Origin of the sequence: Bacillus sp. HMF5848, assembly GCF_003944835.1 — a bacterium.
Taxonomy (GTDB): domain Bacteria; phylum Bacillota; class Bacilli; order Bacillales; family HMF5848; genus HMF5848.
In genome coordinates, this window is sequence record NZ_RWIV01000001.1 from 1,992,131 (window position 1) to 2,011,391 (window position 19,261).

Genomic DNA, 19,261 nt, shown 5'->3' on the forward strand with positions numbered 1-19,261 from the left:
CTATAATTTCATCTTTACACAACATATATTTAATGTAAGATAATAGTAAAGTTCGGTTACAATACATAAGTATAGTAAGAAATATATTTTTTCTATAAAGATCGCTAAAACTAAGCCTTACTAAAAGGAGGTAACAAGAATGCTTATTGAACATAAAAAGCAACAAATACAGGGGCTTCAAGTACACGTAGTGCCTACAAAAAAGTTCAAAACGACCACAATAATTCTTAAGTTAAACGCACCGCTCCAGCAAGACACAGTTACGTTACGCGCACTTTTGCCTCATGTTCTTCAAAATGCAACAAGTCGTTTTACTTCAACATCTAAATTACGAAGCTATTTAGATGATTTATATGGTGCGCATTTATTTGTGGATTTAGCTAAAAAAGGTGAGAATCATGTCATTACCTTTACACTCGAGGTCGCTAACGAGAAATACTTACAAGATTCAACCCCTTTATTTGAGAAGGCGGCTGAATTCTTTTCGGAGCTAATTCATCATCCTTTACTTGAGAATAACAAGTTTAATCAGGATGTATTGAGAAAAGAAAAGCGTGCTATGGAACAAAGAATTCAAGCAGTCTATGACGATAAAATGCGTTACGCTAATTTACGCCTTGTTCAAGAAATGTGTAAAAATGAACCTTATAAACTACATGTAAATGGTGAAATAGACGATGTAAACAATATAACAAGTGAAAGCTTATTTAATTACTACCAAAAGAGCACCGATAACGACAAGGCGGACCTATATGTAGTAGGTGATATAGAGGAAAAAGTTGTAGTAGATACTGTTTCGAAGTATTTTTCGTTTTCACAAAGGGATAACACTCGTACTACTATGTCACATTGTGTTGAAGTGGTTGACCAGAAAGAGATAAAAGAAGAACAAGATGTTAAACAAGGAAAACTAAATATGGGGTATCGCACAAACATCACGTATGCAGATGATTTATATTATAGTTTACAAGTATTCAATGGAGTATTCGGTGGCTTCTCACATTCTAAACTGTTTCGTAATGTGCGTGAAAAAGAGAGCTTAGCATATTATGCAGCGTCACGTGTAGAAAGCCATAAAGGGTTACTTATGGTCATGTCAGGAATAGATTCATCTAATTATAACAAAGCAGTAACTATTATTAACGAACAATTAGATGCAATAAAAAATGGTAGCTTCACGGATGAGGAAATTTTACAAACAAAGGCAGTGTTAAGGAATCAAATTCTAGAGACAGTAGACACAGCACGAGGCATTGTTGAGGTTCTCTATCATAATGAATTATCATTGGTTGATCGCCCACTTAATAATTGGTTAAAAGGTGTTGAGGCTGTATCAAAAGATGACATCATTAATGCTGCAAATTTAGTTCAATTAGATACCATCTATTTCCTTACGGGAAAGGAGGGAGGACAATAATGGAGAAAATCACATTTCAGCAGTTAAACGAATCGCTTTATTTTGAGCAACTAAGCAATGGATTACAAGTATATGTGTTACCGAAGAAATGCTTTAATAAAACATATGTAACATTCACAACAAAATATGGTTCGATTGATAACCAATTTACTCCTATAAATCAAACGGAGATGATCAAGGTACCTGATGGAATTGCTCACTTTCTTGAGCATAAATTGTTTGAAAAGGAACATGGGGATGTGTTTCACGATTTTAGTAAGCAAGGTGCTTCAGCGAATGCATTCACTTCTTTTACAAGAACAGCATATTTATTTAGCAGCACGTCCAATGTGGAGACAAATCTAATTACATTACTTGATTTTGTTCAAGAGCCTTACTTTACTGAACAAACAGTTGAAAAGGAAAAGGGAATTATTGGTCAAGAAATTACAATGTACGACGACAACCCTGATTGGCGGTTATATTTTGGCGTCATCAAAAATATGTATCACAATCATCCCGTGGCCATTGATATTGCAGGGACTATTGAATCCATTTCTAACATAACAAAAGATATGTTATATGACTGTTACCATACTTTTTATCATCCGAGCAATATGATTTTGTTTATCGTAGGCCCTCTTGATGCAACAGAAATACTTAAAATTGTGACAGATAATCAAAATGAAAAGCAGTTTGAGCCACCTCAAGAAATACAGAGATTTCATTATATAGAACCTCCTGGAGTAGCAGAGGAAAAGTCAGTTCTACAAATGAATGTGCATACACCGAAATGCTTAGTGGGCTTAAAGGCCAAGCAAACCGATATACAAGGAGCGGAATTATTAACACGAGAACTAGCTATGAACGTTATGTTAGAGTACTTATTTGGAAAAAGCTCCAAACACTACGAAAGGCTGTTTGATGCCGGATTAATAGACGACTCGTTTTCTTTTGACTTTACACTTGAGCAAGGATTTGGTTTCGCTATAGTGGGAGGGGACACTCAAAAACCAGATGAGTTAGTTAAAGAAATAAAGGGGATTTATCACTCTTTTGCCAGTCAAAATATTGAAACTGACGCATTGAATAGGATTATAAAGAAAAAAATAGGTAATTTCTTAAGAGCAATTAATTCACCTGAGTATATTGCAAACCAATTTACTCGATACTCGTTTAACAATACAAATTTATTTGAAGTAGTACCAAAGCTCGAGGAGCTGTCCGTATCGTATATTCAAGCTTTAGCTAAAGAAGCAATCGATGATGATTATTTTACAGTATGTCAAGTTATTCCAAAGGAAGCGTAAAACAAAATGAAAGTATTAATAACGGGGGCAAGCGGAGGAATTGGCCTTTCTGTAGCAAAAAAGTTAGCTGCAGAAGGCCACTCTCTCGTTTTGCATTATAATAAAGGTATAAAAGCAATTAGTGAAGTGACTGAAACGTTTAAAACAAATAAAATAAATATATTGCAAGCAGATTTATCGTCAATGGAAGGAGTCAGACAACTGTGTGCTTTTCTTCCGAGTGACATCGACGCTGTTGTACATACGGCGGGAAATAGCCCATATGGTTTATTGACTGATATATCTGATGATGACTTGCAAACAACAATACAATTACATTTAACTAGCCCTTATATCATTACACAAGCTGTTTCAAAGCAAATGGTAACAAATAAAAGTGGACTTATTATTTTTATATCATCTATTTGGGGGATTACGGGTGCGGCTTGTGAGTCTGCCTACTCTATGGTTAAGGGGGGCAAATATCATTAACAAAAGCGCTGGCAAAAGAATTAGCTCCAAGTAATATTCGCGTTAATGCAATTGCACCTGGTGCTATAGCGACAAATATGTTAAGTACGCTCACAGATGAGGATATTAATCAATTACATGAAGAAATCCCATTAGGACGTTTAGGTACTCCAGAAGAAGTGGCGAGTGTTATTAATTTTCTTTTATCGGAGCAATCTTCATACATAACAGGTCAGGTTATATCAGTGAATGGAGGCTGGCATTGTTGAGATTTTGTCACATGTCCCATTGAATAATTCAGACAAGAGAAGCCAAACTAGTAACGATTATAATTTAAGGAGGCTACTTATATGTCTGTTCTTGAAAATTGGGATCAATGGAAAGACTTTTTACAACACAGATTAGAGCATGCTCAAAACGAAGGTATGGATCAAAATACAATTTCAGAGCTAGCATACCAAATTGGAGGCTATCTAGCTTCACAGGTTGATGCTAAAACAGCCGAGGAAAAAGTGTTGGCAGATCTATGGCAAGTTGCGGATGAAAAAGAACAGCATGCAATTGCTAATATGATGGTGAAACTTGTTCAAAAAGGGTAAACATGAACTTTTGTAAGAGAGGATCCGTCCTCTCTTTTCTATTTATGCACTCAATACTATAGTACATACTGAAAAAATATACAACTCCCCGGTAAAATCCCTTTTCTAATATTGGTAAATCATTTATTATTAAAATAAGGGTAAAATGAAGATGTTTGTCAAAATTTGTATTAATTAGGGGGAGTTATATGGAAAAAAAAGAGTGGTACTTGGAGTATGAAATAAAAAAGAACCGTCCAGGCCTACTCGGGGATATCTCCTCTCTTCTTGGAATGCTTTCCATAAATATTGTCACTATTAACGGGGTTGACGATAAGCGAAGAGGCTTGTTGCTTTTGAGTGATACGAAAGAACAAATTGATCGACTTAAATCTATACTTCAAACAGTTGATAATATTACAATTACAAAGCTAAGAGAACCTAAATTGCGTGACCGTCTCGCTGTTCGTCATGGTAGATATATACAACGTGATGCGGATGACAAAAAAACATTCCGTTTTGTCAGAGAAGACCTTGGGGTGCTAGTTGATTTTATGGCTGAGTTATTCAAACAAGAAGGTCATAAGTTGATTGGTATTAGAGGAATGCCACGTGTTGGCAAAACTGAATCTATTGTTGCTGCAAGTGTTTGTGCTAACAAACGTTGGTTGTTTGTTTCATCAACACTTTTAAAGCAAACGGTTCGTAGTCAGCTTTTTGAGGAAGAATACAATCATGACAATCTATTTATCCTTGATGGTATTGTTTCTACAAAGCGCGCAAACGAAAAGCATTGGCAGCTAGTAAGAGAAATTTTGCGCTTACCTGCTGTAAAAGTCGTTGAGCACCCAGATATTTTTGTTCAAAATTCGGAATATACTCTTGATGATTTTGATTACATAATTGAGTTACGTAATACTCATGAAGAAGAGATTACGTACCATATTGATGATGACCAGCAGCTGTTCTCTGATAATAGTTTTTCTATGTTTGATTTTTAATGGTATTGGTAGGTGTTAGCATGACAGACCTTGGAGCAAAGCTGAAAGAAGCAAGAATGGAGAAGAATTTAAGTCTTGAACAGATTCAAGATGTAACTAAAATTCAAAAACGTTATCTTATTGGAATTGAAGAGGGTAATTATAGTATAATGCCCGGAAGTTTTTATGTGAGAGCTTTCATCAAACAATATGCTGAGGCTGTAGGATTAGACCCCGATATGTTGTTTAATGATTTTCAACATGACATCCCTAAGACGTTTCAAGACGATGTTTCACAGAAGTTGTCAAGAGTTCAAACTAGGAGACAAATTTCTCCACAATCATCAAAACTTTTAGAGTTTCTCCCAACAATATTAGTAGTCCTTTTTGTTGTTGGTGTCGTTGTACTCTTCTGGGTATATTGGCAAAACAGTGATTTTGGTAAAGAAAACAATACAAACATAGAACAGCCGCCTACATCATTTGAGGAATCTGAGACGTCACCACTTAAAAAAGAAGACATGACAAATTCGGATAATCAAGATAAATCTGAGCCAGAACCAGCGCCTGAGCCGGAACCAGAACCAGAACCTGCTCCACCTCAACAGAAGTTGACCTTTGTTGAGACAACCGGAAACTTATCTACATTTAAGTTAGAACAGGCTGAGAATATGCTCATCACAATAGAGGCAAATGGCGGTGATACATGGATTGAGGTGAAAAATAGCAAAGGTGCTATTTTATTTGGGGGTCAAATTATTAAAGTCGGTGAATCCACGGTTGTTGATGCTTCGAAGGAAGCCGATGTCATAATAAAAGCAGGTGCAGACATATTTACTGTTGTGAAAGTAAATGAAGAAGTATTACCATTTCCTATTCCAACAGAGCCTAATAAACCAAAAATTCAACGTTTGCAGATAATAAATAATCAAGTTGCCCCATAAAGAAAGGTCATCTATTATAGATGGCTTTTCTTCGCTTTATACAGTATTGTACTAGTATACATACATTGTCTTAGGAGGAAATATGATGAATATACCTAATAAAATTACAATAGCGAGAATATGCTTAATACCATTTTTTTTAGTTTTGTTGTTAGCACCCATCTCATGGGGAGATATGATTATTGCCAGTGAAACGATTCCTGTAACCCACTTTATTGCTGCAATAATATTTATTATTGCTTCTACAACTGACTGGATTGACGGACATTACGCACGAAAGTATAACTTAGTAACGGACCTAGGCAAATTCCTTGACCCTCTTGCTGATAAATTGTTAGTGTCAGCTGCATTAATTGCTTTAGTAGAGCTGATGCTTGCTCCAGCTTGGATTGTAATTATAATAATTAGTCGTGAATTTGCTGTAACTGGACTACGTTTAGTTCTTGCTGGTGGAGGAGAGGTAGTTGCTGCAAACATGTTAGGGAAAGTGAAAACTTGGGCTCAAATTGTAGCAATCTCCGCTTTATTGCTGCATAATATACCGTTTAGTGCATTGTCCATTCCATTTGCTACCATATCACTTTGGGTTGCTTTAATCTTTACAGTGTGGTCAGGCTTGGACTACTTCGTAAAAAATAAGCAAGTGTTTTTAAATTCAAAATAGAATTGTGAGGGAATTGCAGTGAATGCTGAGATCATTGCCGTTGGCTCAGAACTTTTGTTAGGTCAAATAGTAAATAGTAATGCACAGTTTTTGTCAACAGAGCTTGCTCAATTGGGGATTAATGTATATTTCCATACGGTAGTAGGCGATAATTCATCGCGACTAGAGCAAGCGATAGGAATTGCTAAACAACGTTCAAATTTACTTATATTTACGGGTGGGTTAGGTCCTACTAAAGACGATATAACAAAAGAAATTGTTGCTAAAAATATTCATAAGCAACTGCAAATCAATGACAAAGCTCTTTCAACAATAGAAGAGTACTATGAACGTGTTAATCGTATTATGTCTCCAAACAATCGAAAACAGGCTCTTGTTATTGAGGGGGCAACTGTGTTTCACAATCATAATGGTATGGCTCCTGGTATGGCCATATATGATGATGGAATTACGTATATGCTTTTACCAGGACCTCCAAAAGAAATGAAACCAATGTTTGTTAAGTATGGGCGAGATTACTTACAACAATGTTTAGGACGATCAGAGAAGCTATATACACGAGTTCTTAGGTTCTATGGAATTGGCGAATCACAGCTTGAGACTGAAATTGAAGATTTGATTGATAATCAAACGAATCCTACGATTGCTCCTCTTGCAGCAGATTATGAAGTGACTCTTCGTTTAACTGCAAAACATGAAGATGAACAAGCAGCAATTATGCTTCTTGATCAGACAGAGAAAAAAATAGCCGCCCGTTGTGGTCAATTTTTATATGGTTATGACGACTCCACGCTAGCGAATGAAACATTTTTATATTTGCAGAAAAATAACTTAACCATTGCAAGTGCTGAGAGTTTGACTGGTGGAGCTTTCTTAGAGGGACTTATAAAGCTTCCAGGTGCTTCAAGTGTTGTAAAAGGTGGATTCATAACATATACGAGAGAAATGAAGCAGCAGTTATTAGGGATATCAACTGAAGTGATAACTAATGAAGGCGTTGTTAGTGAAGCGTGTGCATTTGAAATGGCCACGCAAGCGAAGAAGCTTTGCAAAACAGATGTAGGTATAAGCTTCACGGGCGTTGCTGGACCAGATAGTTTAGAGGGAAAACCTGCAGGACTAGTATATATTGGACTAGCCACTGAAGAACAAACTACCGTCTATAAGCTTCAACTGGCAGGAAGCCGTAATGCTATAAGGGAACGAGCTAGCAAGTTTGGCTACTATTATTTGTTGAAAAATAATTTTAACGCTTAATAAAATTGAATTTTTGCTATCATTTTTAAGCAAAAATTCTGTTTTGGCTTAGGTGAAAATTCTAAAATGGTAACTTATAATTGTTAAAAATATCCGAATAGGTGTTCGATATTTTACTTGGCAAACTACTATAAAAAAGGTATAGTAGTTATAGTAGATTGCAAGTTAAAAGGAGGATTTTGTGTGAGTGATCGTCAAGCTGCATTAGATATGGCGTTAAAACAAATAGAAAAACAGTTTGGTAAGGGTTCTATTATGAAGTTGGGAGAACAGACTGAACGTAAAATATCAACTATTTCAAGTGGCTCTTTAACATTGGATATTGCTCTTGGAGTGGGTGGATACCCTAGAGGTCGTATTATTGAAATATATGGACCAGAATCATCTGGTAAAACAACAGTAGCTCTTCATGCAATTGCTGAGGTTCAACGTCAAGGTGGACAAGCAGCGTTTATAGATGCAGAGCATGCGTTAGATCCTATATATGCTGAAAAATTAGGTGTAAACATTGATGAATTATTATTGTCACAGCCGGACACTGGTGAGCAGGCACTTGAAATTGCTGAAGCTCTTGTTCGCAGTGGCGCTATTGATATTATAGTAGTTGACTCAGTGGCAGCTCTAGTGCCAAAAGCGGAGATTGAAGGAGAAATGGGTGACTCGCATGTTGGTTTACAGGCTCGCTTAATGTCTCAGGCCCTTCGTAAACTATCAGGTGCTATTAACAAATCAAAAACGATTGCTATCTTTATCAACCAAATTCGTGAAAAAGTTGGTGTTATGTTTGGAAATCCTGAAACGACACCAGGTGGACGAGCTCTTAAGTTCTACTCATCGGTTCGTTTAGAGGTTCGTCGTGCAGAAACATTAAAGCAAGGCAACGATATGGTAGGTAGCAAAACGAAAATTAAAGTTGTGAAAAACAAAATGGCTCCTCCATTTAAAACTGCTGAAGTTGATATTATGTTTGGAGAAGGGATATCTAAAGAAGGCGAAATTGTCGACATTGGTTCGAATCTTGATATCGTCCAAAAGAGCGGTGCCTGGTATTCCTATAATGATGATCGATTAGGACAAGGTCGAGAAAACGCGAAACAATTCTTAAAAGAAAATGAAACAATAAAACGCGAAATTGAGCAAAGAATTCGTGATCATCATAACTTAGATGATGTAAAAGTGGCTCCTGTTGAAGAGGAACCACAAGAATTACTAGATATCGAATAGTAATAAGCGGAGCGAATTTATGTATTCGCTCCGTTTCTTGTAATTGTAAGCAGCAATACATCTTAATAGGAATAACTATACATAATTTGTTAATATCATTAAGTTACTAATGTTCTAAAAACAATATACGTCTTGTATGAAGATGACTTTGGATTGTTTCTTGTTTAATTTACCCTAGTAATTTCTCAGCTTTTAGCTGAGCTAGCAAATATTTATCCACTTTCTTTCCCATTAGCTTGACAATAAATTTTGCCACCATTAAAATTAATATGTATATTTTGCTTTTTTCCTCAAATGTAAAATGGTTGAAAGCCTTTCCGCTGTATATTGAACCATTATTAACAATGTACATGCCGACAAGACAGAAATAACGAAAAGTTCATAGCAAGAGGAGGTGAAACGATGGACCCAATTATACTAATCATCTCCATTTTGCTTGCCACTTTCGTCGGTATAGTTGTTGGCTTTTTTGTTCGCAAATCCATTGCTGAAACGAGAATAGCTGGGGCGAAAAGTGCCGCTGAGCAAATTCTTGAAGATGCAAAACGTGAAGCAGACTCCTTGAAGAAGGAAGCACTTTTAGAAGCGAAAGATGAAATTCACAAACTTCGTACAGAAGCAGAGCGAGAAGTACGTGAACGCCGAAATGAGCTTCAAAAACAAGAAAGTCGTTTATTGCAAAAAGAAGAGAATCTTGATCGTAAAGATGAAACGTTAGATAAACGTGAAGCTTTACTGGAAAAGAAAGAGGATTCTCTAAACGAGAGACAACAGCATATTGAAGAGTTGGAAAGCAAAGTGGAAGAATTAGTCGCAAAACAACAGAGTGAGCTCGAACGAATTTCTAGCCTCTCTCGTGACGAAGCGAGACAAATTATTTTAGAACGTGTTGAAAACGAGCTTTCCCACGATGTTGCAGTTATGGTGAAAGAAGCTGAAAATCGTGCGAAGGAAGAAGGAGATAAGAAAGCAAAAGAAGTCTTATCTTTAGCTATCCAACGTTGCGCAGCTGACCATGTTGCTGAGACTACAGTATCTGTTGTGAATCTACCAAACGATGAAATGAAAGGTCGTATTATTGGCCGTGAAGGTCGTAACATTCGTACGTTAGAAACACTAACAGGTATTGACTTAATAATTGATGACACACCAGAAGCAGTCATATTGTCTGGTTTTGATCCGATTCGTAGAGAAACGGCCAGGATTGCATTAGACAAGCTTGTTCAAGACGGACGTATCCATCCTGCTCGAATTGAAGAGATGGTTGAAAAGTCAAGAAGAGAAGTGGATGAATACATTCGAGAAGTTGGTGAACAAACCACATTCGAAGTAGGTGTTCATGGGCTCCATCCGGATCTAATTAAGATATTAGGTCGATTAAAATATCGCACAAGTTATGGCCAGAATGTATTAAAGCATTCAATGGAAGTTGCTTACCTATCCGGATTATTAGCTGCTGAGCTTGGCGAGGACGAAACTTTAGCACGCCGTGCAGGTTTACTACATGATATCGGAAAAGCAATTGATCATGAAGTTGAAGGCAGTCACGTTGAAATTGGTGTAGAGTTAGCGACGAAATATAAAGAGCATCCAGTTGTTATTAACAGTATCGCATCACACCATGGTGACGCAGCACCTACATCAACTATTGCCGTATTAGTGGCAGCAGCAGACGCATTATCAGCTGCTAGACCAGGTGCTCGGAGTGAGACTCTTGAAAATTATATTCGACGACTTGAGAAGTTAGAAGATATTTCTGAATCGTATGACGGTGTAGAAAAATCTTTTGCAATACAAGCAGGTCGTGAAATTCGAATAATTGTTAAACCAGATGAGATTGATGATTTGCATGCGCATCGCCTAGCTCGTGATATACGCAAAAGAATTGAAGAGGAACTGGATTACCCTGGACATATAAAGGTCACTGTAATCCGTGAAACAAGAGCAGTTGAATATGCTAAATAAAAGTGGCCGAATATGGCCACTTTTTTTAACGTGAAAATCATACACTTGTTTTTTACTTATTATTACGGTTTAAGACAATATCCTCAATCCTTATTGTAGGATGGGGTATGATAGAATGGTACAGAGAATAATAATCATAGGAAAAAGAAAAAAGACAAATGGAAAGGAAATATATATGAAAATTTTATTTATTGGTGATGTCGTGGGGTCACCAGGCCGTGATATGGTAAAGGAGTATTTACCTAAACTGAAGTCTAAATATAAACCAACGTTCACAATCGTAAATGGAGAAAATGCTGCTGGTGGAAAAGGGATAACTGGGAAAATCTATAATGCATTACTCCAAGCGGGTGCTCAAGTAGTAACATTAGGTAATCATACGTGGGATAATAAAGATATATTTGATTGTATAGACAAAAGCGAATATTTAATTCGTCCAGCTAATTTTCCTGAAGGAACACCAGGTCGTGGTATTACATATGTTACATATCAAGGTATACATATGGCGGTTATTAACCTGCAAGGACGAACTTTTTTACCTGCAATTGACTGTCCGTTTCGAGCAGCAGACCACTTAATTGAACATGCTAAGAAAAAAGCATCGGTAATTTTTGTGGATTTTCATGCTGAGGCTACTAGTGAGAAGCAAGCAATGGGCTGGTATTTAGACGGGAGAGTTACTGCTGTGGTTGGTACACATACACATGTTCAAACAGCAGACAATCGCATACTACCGAACGGAACTGCATACATAACGGACGTTGGAATGACTGGTCCATATGATGGCATTCTTGGCGTAGAGAGAGAAGCAGTAATAAAAAGATTTATGACTTCCTTACCAGTTAGATTTGAAGTGACAAGTGGCCGGACACAGCTAAATGGTGTTGTGATCGATGTCGACGTTTCCTCTGGAAGAGCAAAAAAAATCCAACCTATTATGATCAATGATGATAAACCATATTTCGAATAATAAATAAACCAATTGAAGATGAGAGGCTGGGACAAAACAAAGAGCCGGGCACCTAACGACGCAATATATTGTGCGCCAAATAAATAAGCCGCGTACTACATATAGTGTGTTCAGTGAGGTGCTAGGCTTTTGTCCCAGCCTCTTTTTGTTTTTGAAAGAAGCTGGATTTTGAAAAGTTTTCGAATATTAGGTAAGATATGCAACAGCATGAGGTTTTCATGGATGATTAACTTAACTAGACAGTAACTATTTAATGTTTATAGTAAGCAGCTAGAAAAGTTTTGACAGATATTTTTTAACTAATATATGTAATCGTGAGACGTTATTTAACTTTTGTATTATTTTTGAATTTTTTGAAAAAAATTAAAAAGTTTGCAGGAATATAGATCATCACTAGTGAATATAGTATCATTGGAATCCTTTTTAAGCATTTGTTCTACTACTAGAACAAGCCTTTATACACTGTAAAATACAAGGAGGAACTGGGGATGGAAATATTAAAGGTTTCGGCAAAATCGAATCCAAATTCGGTGGCTGGTGCACTTGCCGGTGTCTTACGAGAGAGAGGGGCAGCAGAGATACAAGCAATTGGGGCAGGGGCATTAAATCAAGCTGTGAAGGCTGTAGCGATTGCACGAGGGTTTGTAGCTCCTAGTGGTGTGGATTTAATTTGTATCCCAGCATTTACGGATATTCAAATTGATGGTGAGGAACGTACTGCTATCAAATTGATTGTGGAACCACGATAATAGATAGAAAATATGTAAACTACTAAAAACCTGTTTGCTTTATACAAACAGGTTATTTTATTTTGAGAGTTTATGATTTTTATGTATGGAGGGAGACTATGCGGATTTTTGATGCGCACTGTGATGTGTTAATGAAGCTATGGGAGAATAAGGGAGTGTCATTTAAACACGAATGCACTGAATTACACATAACAATGGATCAATTACAGCGGACACACGCAAAGGTACAATGCTTTGCAATATTCATTCCAGAATATGTGAAAAAAGATAACAGCTTTCAAGTAGCTCTTGAAATGGTCGATATATTTTTTAAAAAAGTTCTAGCTGAAAATCGTAACATGAGATTAATTCGGTCGAAGGAAGATATACATCGTTTGAAAGATGATGAAATCGGAGCTGTTCTTACGTTAGAAGGAGGAGAAGCAATCCAGTCCGATCCAGTTAAGCTACGCACTTTACTACGTTTGGGAGTCAGGAGTGTAGGCTTAACATGGAATTATGCGAACACACTCGCTGACGGCGTATTAGAGCCAAGAGGGGCCGGACTAACATCTTTTGGGCGTAAAGTAATAGATGAGATAAATACATATAAGCTTTGGACTGATGTATCGCATTTATCAGAAGCAGGCTTTTGGGATGTTATGAATTGTGCTCGCTACCCAATAGCAACTCATTCAAATGTTAAAGCAATATGTGATAATCCAAGGAATCTTAATGACGAACAGATTTTGGAGCTTATTAGAAGAGATGGTATGATTGGTGTCACATTTGTCCCCCAATTTCTAACTACCAAAAGGAAAGCAGAAATCGTAGATGTACTTGAACACCTCGATTATATTTGTGGATTAGGTGGCGAAAATCAACTTGGGTTTGGCTCTGATTTTGATGGCATTACAGAAACAGTAAAAGGGTTATCCTCGTATAAGGAGTATGTGAATTTAATTAATGAGCTTCAAAAACATTATTCGGAAGAACAGGTTGAGAAGTTTTTATATTTAAATTGGTTTCATCATTTTCCAGCATAAACGGTGTAAGTAAGCTAGAAAAATGTTAATTTTGTATTATCCTAAATAAATATTCATATTTTTGTCAATATTTTGAGCGAAAGGGTTGCTTTTTTTTATAGCTAGGTCTAGAATGAAAGCGTTTAGTACATATTCTTTTGCAGTTCTAAGAGTACGAAATAGAATACTAAATTCTCGTGAATTGTTGTTGGATATGCTACACTATTTATGTAAGTTATCTTACTATTGAACGCATTCAAAGGGGTGTAAGAGATGATCAATCAACTTTCATGGAAAGTTGGCGGACAACAGGGAGAGGGTATCGAAAGTACTGGGGAAATTTTCTCGATTGCTCTTAACAGATTAGGATATTATCTGTATGGATACCGCCATTTTTCGTCACGTATAAAAGGTGGTCACACAAATAATAAAATCCGCGTTAGTACAACACAAGTCCGTTCAATTTCAGACGATTTAGACATTTTAGTAGCGTTTGACCAAGAAACTATTGATTTTAATTATCATGAGTTGAGACAAGGTGGCATTGTAATTGCTGACGCGAAGTTTAATCCTAATGTACCAATAGATGGAAAAGCAACATTGTATGCGGTTCCATTTACAGAAATTGCTACTGAATTAGGAACTTCATTAATGAAAAATATGGTTGCTGTTGGTGCTTCAGTTGCAGTCTTAGGGCTAGAACTAGATGCATTCCACGAGGTAATAAATGAAATCTTTGGTCGAAAAGGTCAACAGGTTGTTGAAAAGAATATGGATGCAATCCGAGCGGGCGTTCAGGTTATGCAAGAGAATCTCGGTGACGATGTAAATATAATGCAGCTAGAAAAGGCTGATGGTAAGAAACGTTTATTTATGATTGGAAATGATGCTATTGCTCTAGGGGCTTTAGCTGGGGGCTGTCGTTTTATGCCAGCTTATCCAATTACACCAGCTTCAGAAATTATGGAATATTTAATTAAAAAATTACCTGCTTTTGGAGGTACAGTTATCCAAACAGAGGATGAAATCGCAGCTTGTACGATGGCTATAGGTGCAAATTACGGTGGTGTTCGCTCTTTAACAGCATCGGCTGGTCCTGGATTGTCTCTAATGATGGAAGCAATTGGACTTTCAGGCATTACAGAGACGCCTCTAGTTATTGTTGATACACAACGTGGAGGTCCTAGTACAGGGTTACCAACAAAGCAGGAGCAATCCGATTTAATGGCTATGATTTATGGAACGCATGGCGAAATTCCAAAAGTGGTAATGGCGCCTAGTACTGTTCAGGAAGCGTTTTACGATACAATTGAGGCTTTCAACATTGCAGAAGAATATCAGTGTCCAGTTATTATCCTTTCTGATTTACAACTGTCTCTTGGTAAACAAACAGTAGAGCCACTAGACTATGAAAAGATTGAAATTCGTCGAGGTAAATTAATTACTGATGAAAGTATCGAGCGTGAAACTAAGGAATATTTCAAGAGGTTTGAAGTTACTGAAGATGGAGTATCTCCTCGTGTTATGCCTGGAACAAAGAATGGTATTCACCATGTAACAGGTGTTGAGCATGATGAGACTGGAAAACCATCAGAAGTAGCTGGCAATCGTATTGCGCAAATGGATAAACGACTTCGTAAATTAAATACTATTAACTTTAAAGAACCGATATATACAAATTGCAAGCATGATGAAGCTGATATACTTTTAGTAGGATTTAACTCTACTAGAGGTGTAATAGAAGAGGCAATGGGTCGACTAGAAAAAGATGGAGTTAAAGTAAATCATGTACATGTTCGACTTATCCATCCATTTCCTACAAATGAAGTGTTACCACACATCAAAAATGCGAAAAATGTACTTGTTATAGAAAACAACGCAACAGGGCAATTGGCAAATATTATGAAAATGAATGTTGGTAATGCTGAAAAGATTCATAATTTGTTAAAGTACGATGGCAACCCATTCTTGCCAAAAGAAGTATATGCTAAGTGCAAGGAGTTGTTATAATTGGCGACATTTAAAGATTTCCGTAATAATGTAAAACCAAACTGGTGTCCAGGTTGTGGGGATTTCTCAGTACAAGCAGCTATTCAGCGTGCTGCTGCAAACGTTGGTTTAGAGCCAGATAGCTTAGCAGTTGTTTCAGGAATCGGTTGTTCGGGACGTATTTCAGGCTATATCAATGCATACGGCTTTCATGGTATTCATGGACGTTCCTTACCTATAGCTCAAGGTGTAAAAATGGCAAATCGAGACTTAACTGTTATTGCATCAGGTGGAGACGGTGACGGATTTGCGATTGGTCTAGGTCACACAATCCATGCTATTCGTCGAAATATAGATATTACGTATATCGTAATGGATAATCAAATTTATGGGTTAACAAAAGGACAAACATCCCCTCGAAGTGATGTAGGATTTAAAACAAAATCAACACCACAAGGTTCTATTGAATCTTCCTTATCAGTCATGGAGATGGCGTTAACTGCTGGAGCAACATTTGTAGCGCAAAGCTTCTCTACAGACTTAAAGGACTTAACTTCACTAATTGAGCAAGGTATCCAACATAAGGGCTTCTCTTTAATTAATGTTTTCAGTCCTTGTGTAACATACAATAAAGTCAATACGTATGATTGGTTTAAAGAGAATTTAACTAAATTAAATACGATTGAAGACTACAATCCTAATGATCGTATGCAAGCTATGCAAACACTGATGAATTATAATGGTCTAGTAACTGGGCTTATTTATCAAAATAAAGAACAGAAATCATATCAAGAACTTATTCACGGGTATAGTGAATCGCCATTAACGAAAGCAGACTTAGATCTTGAACAAGATCAGTTCGAAAAGCTTGTGTCTGAGTTTATGTAACTTGTTAACAATATCAGCAGCCCAAAACAGGGCTGCTTTTATTATGCTGTGAACTTTTCGGGTAAACTGTATAATTTTGTGGAAAGTTAGTCATTGGTTTTAAAAAAAAACATTAAAGAACGTTCCATACGAAAAAGCTATCTCTTTTAGTGTGAGAGTGTCAGCCTATAGAGGGTTACATTATTTCCTGTTGTTTTGAGATACATAACCAAAGTGTGTTGCATTATTTAATAAATCGTGTTTAGTTTATTACTTTCTCAATAGAAAAAAATTTTTGAATTTTTCATCTAGAGAGAGCATTTGTCTTTCTCAGGTGGACACGTATCTTTACGTGGTACTGGTTAGATGATAACATATCGTTATATATGGTTTTTTTACTACGAAGGAATTAGGGAGTGTTCATCTTGAGTGGAACGATGAAAGCGATTATAAAGCATACTCGTGGATATGGTGCAAAAATTGAAACAGTACCAATACCGACTATACGTGATAATGAGGTTTTAATTAAGGTTCATGCAACCTCTATTTGTGGAACAGATGTTCATATTTATACATGGGATGAATGGTCACAAAGTCGAGTGAATCCACCATATGTATTCGGGCATGAATTTGCGGGTGAAATAGTGAAAGTAGGAAATAAGGTGACCAATCTTCAAGTAGGAGACCGTGTTTCAGCTGAAACCCATTTAGTGTGTTATTCATGTTCGCAATGTTTAAATGGAAATTACCATATTTGTAAAAATACAAAGATAATTGGTGTAGACACAAATGGGTGTTTTGCAGAGTATGTAGCTCTACCAGCTGTTAACATATGGAAAAACCCGGAGGAAATGCCCTATGATATCGCAAGTATTCAAGAGCCAATGGGAAATGCGGTACATACCGTATTGTCTGGGGATGTTGCAGGAAAAACTGTTGCGGTTATTGGCTGTGGTCCTATTGGGATTATGGCTGTAAGTGTTGCTAAAGCATGTGGTGCATCTCAGGTTATTGCTTTAGATATTAATGAATATCGTCTTGATTTAGCAAAGAAAATGGGGGCTACGACGATTATAAATTCTTCTGAAGCTGATCCTGTTCAAACGGTGCTGTCGCTAACAAATGGTGATGGAGTAGATGTTGTATGTGAGATGTCTGGTCACCCAGTTGCTATGAACCAAGGCTTCAAAATGATTACAAATGGTGGAAGATTTTCCATCTTAAGTTTGCCAACTCGTCCAGTAGAACTTGATATTACGAATGATATAGTTTTTAAAGGTATTCAGGTTCAAGGGATAACAGGACGACGTATGTTTACAACTTGGCAGCAGGTATCAAGCTTGCTTAATTCTAAGCAAGTAGATGTAAAACCTTTAATAACGCATCATTTTCCACTTGATGAGTTTGAAAAAGGCTTTGATTTAATGATTGCAGGAAAATGTGGCAAAGTTGTACTACACCCTTAATTGAATACTAGGATAATAGATAATTAGAAGGAGTGATCTTTTTGAAAGGATTTGAACATATACAAGCTGAATTAAATGAAATGAAAAAACAAGGTACATTTCGTACGCTTATCCCGTTAGAATCTGATCAAGGTTCGCGAGTAACAATAAATGGAAATAACGTTATCCAGTTGTCTTCTAATAACTATCTTGGGTTGACATCTCATCCACGATTAAAGAATGCAGCTATTCGTGCGGTTGAGGCATATGGAGCAGGAACAGGCTCGGTACGTACGATTGCTGGTACTTTCAATATGCATAAACAATTAGAGGAAAAACTGGCAAACTTTAAGCATACTGAGGCTGCTTTAGTATTTCAGTCTGGTTTTACGACTAATCAAGGTGTTTTGTCAGCACTTTTGAATGAACAGGACGTTGTTATTTCGGATGAATTAAATCATGCGTCTATTATTGACGGTATTCGTTTGACAAAAGCTGCTCGTAAGGTATATAAGCATGTTGATATGAAGAGTTTAGAGGATGCTTTGAAACAATCCGGTACTTATAGAAAACGACTTATTGTAACCGACGGTGTGTTCTCAATGGACGGTAACATTGCACCATTACCTGAAATCGTTGAGTTAGCAGAAAAATATGATGCTCTTGTTATGGTTGACGATGCCCATGCGTCAGGAGTGTTAGGGGCGAACGGACGTGGAACTGTAAATCATTTTGGTTTAGATGGAAGGGTTCATATTCAGGTTGGCACGTTGAGTAAAGCAATTGGTGTACTTGGAGGATATGTAGCAAGCTCGCAAACTTTAATAGATTATTTGATTCATAAGGGGCGACCGTTTTTATTCAGTACGTCACACCCGCCTGCTGTAACGGCAGCATGCATTGAGGCGATAGATGTTTTAATTGAGGAACCACAGTTAATTGAGACGTTGTGGGAGAATACAGCGTTTTTCAAGAAAGGTTTACAACAACTTGGTTTTAAAACGGGAAGTAGTGAGACGCCAATTACACCTGTCATGGTTGGGGATGAAGCATTGGCTCACCATTTTTCTGATAAAATACTTGAATACGGAGTGTTTGCTCAAGGTATAGCTTTTCCTACAGTCGCAAAAGGTTTAGCACGTGTACGTACAATTGTGACTGCTGAACATACGAAAGGTGAGCTAACAGAGGCGCTACAAGTATTTGAAAAAGCAGGAAAAGAACTGGGTATTATTTAAGAAGTCTATTGCTAGTAAAACATTTTTATCATTTTAATTTGATTCTTCTTAGCATGAATCCATATACTTTCTGGATTCATGCTTTTTAATTGCGATATATTGTTTAAAATGAGTTGTGTATTTTATAAAGGTAACTGATGCCAGTGGCATTTCTAGAGAAAAAAATATACACTATCTATAGTGTGGGAAATATTATTGTTTATCAATGCTGAAACCTTTATACTATAAAGA

General features: G+C 36.9%; 16 protein-coding genes and 1 pseudogene. All 17 read left to right on the forward strand.

Annotated elements, in window-relative coordinates:
• Positions 1-139: 139 nt before the first annotated feature.
• A complete protein-coding gene (gene yfmF, locus EJF36_RS09495) occupies positions 140-1,417 on the forward strand; it encodes an EF-P 5-aminopentanol modification-associated protein YfmF (protein ID WP_125906094.1) in 1,278 nt (425 codons plus the stop codon).
• Positions 1,417-2,706, forward strand: coding sequence for an EF-P 5-aminopentanol modification-associated protein YfmH (gene yfmH, locus EJF36_RS09500; protein WP_125906095.1), 1,290 nt, complete (start codon positions 1,417-1,419; stop codon positions 2,704-2,706). Before yfmF ends, yfmH begins: the two co-directional genes overlap by 1 nt.
• Positions 2,707-2,712: 6 nt before the next feature.
• Positions 2,713-3,425 (forward strand): annotated as a pseudogene (gene ymfI, locus EJF36_RS09505) (elongation factor P 5-aminopentanone reductase).
• A gap of 81 nt (positions 3,426-3,506) precedes the next feature.
• Positions 3,507-3,755, forward strand: a complete 249-nt coding sequence (locus tag EJF36_RS09510; RefSeq protein WP_125906096.1) for a DUF3243 domain-containing protein — start codon at positions 3,507-3,509, stop codon at positions 3,753-3,755.
• A gap of 188 nt (positions 3,756-3,943) precedes the next feature.
• Positions 3,944-4,735 (forward strand): YmfK family protein, encoded by a 792-nt coding sequence (locus tag EJF36_RS09515; protein WP_125906097.1) that lies wholly within the window; start codon positions 3,944-3,946, stop codon positions 4,733-4,735.
• A gap of 20 nt (positions 4,736-4,755) precedes the next feature.
• Positions 4,756-5,658, forward strand: coding sequence for a helix-turn-helix domain-containing protein (locus tag EJF36_RS09520; RefSeq protein WP_185806868.1), 903 nt, complete (start codon positions 4,756-4,758; stop codon positions 5,656-5,658).
• Positions 5,659-5,743: 85 nt separating this feature from the next.
• Positions 5,744-6,322, forward strand: a complete 579-nt coding sequence (gene pgsA / locus EJF36_RS09525; RefSeq protein WP_125908325.1) for a CDP-diacylglycerol--glycerol-3-phosphate 3-phosphatidyltransferase — start codon at positions 5,744-5,746, stop codon at positions 6,320-6,322.
• Between the two features lie 18 nt (positions 6,323-6,340).
• Positions 6,341-7,579, forward strand: coding sequence for a competence/damage-inducible protein A (locus tag EJF36_RS09530; protein ID WP_125906099.1), 1,239 nt, complete (start codon positions 6,341-6,343; stop codon positions 7,577-7,579).
• A 183-nt stretch (positions 7,580-7,762) separates the two neighbouring features.
• Positions 7,763-8,803 carry a recombinase RecA gene (gene recA / locus EJF36_RS09535; protein WP_125906100.1) on the forward strand — a complete coding sequence of 347 codons (1,041 nt, stop codon included), beginning with the start codon at positions 7,763-7,765 and terminating at the stop codon, positions 8,801-8,803.
• A 402-nt stretch (positions 8,804-9,205) separates the two neighbouring features.
• The gene (rny, locus tag EJF36_RS09540; RefSeq protein WP_125906101.1) at positions 9,206-10,768 is read left to right on the forward strand and encodes a ribonuclease Y; all 1,563 of its coding nucleotides are present in this window, start codon (positions 9,206-9,208) and stop codon (positions 10,766-10,768) included.
• Between the two features lie 175 nt (positions 10,769-10,943).
• On the forward strand, positions 10,944-11,738 hold the full coding sequence (locus EJF36_RS09545) for a TIGR00282 family metallophosphoesterase (RefSeq protein ID WP_125908326.1): 795 nt from the start codon (positions 10,944-10,946) through the stop codon (positions 11,736-11,738).
• Positions 11,739-12,226: 488 nt separating this feature from the next.
• Positions 12,227-12,487, forward strand: coding sequence for a stage V sporulation protein SpoVS (gene spoVS, locus EJF36_RS09550; protein WP_003181955.1), 261 nt, complete (start codon positions 12,227-12,229; stop codon positions 12,485-12,487).
• A 98-nt stretch (positions 12,488-12,585) separates the two neighbouring features.
• A complete protein-coding gene (locus EJF36_RS09555; RefSeq protein WP_125906102.1) occupies positions 12,586-13,512 on the forward strand; it encodes a dipeptidase in 927 nt (308 codons plus the stop codon).
• A gap of 252 nt (positions 13,513-13,764) precedes the next feature.
• Positions 13,765-15,501, forward strand: coding sequence for a 2-oxoacid:acceptor oxidoreductase subunit alpha (locus tag EJF36_RS09560; RefSeq protein ID WP_125906103.1), 1,737 nt, complete (start codon positions 13,765-13,767; stop codon positions 15,499-15,501).
• Positions 15,502-16,368, forward strand: coding sequence for a 2-oxoacid:ferredoxin oxidoreductase subunit beta (locus tag EJF36_RS09565; RefSeq protein WP_125906104.1), 867 nt, complete (start codon positions 15,502-15,504; stop codon positions 16,366-16,368). It abuts the gene before it with no gap.
• A 404-nt stretch (positions 16,369-16,772) separates the two neighbouring features.
• Positions 16,773-17,813 (forward strand): L-threonine 3-dehydrogenase, encoded by a 1,041-nt coding sequence (tdh, locus tag EJF36_RS09570; protein ID WP_185806869.1) that lies wholly within the window; start codon positions 16,773-16,775, stop codon positions 17,811-17,813.
• Between the two features lie 41 nt (positions 17,814-17,854).
• Positions 17,855-19,030: a glycine C-acetyltransferase gene (locus tag EJF36_RS09575; protein WP_125906105.1), complete on the forward strand. Its 1,176-nt coding sequence runs from the start codon at positions 17,855-17,857 to the stop codon at positions 19,028-19,030.
• Positions 19,031-19,261 lie beyond the last annotated feature (231 nt).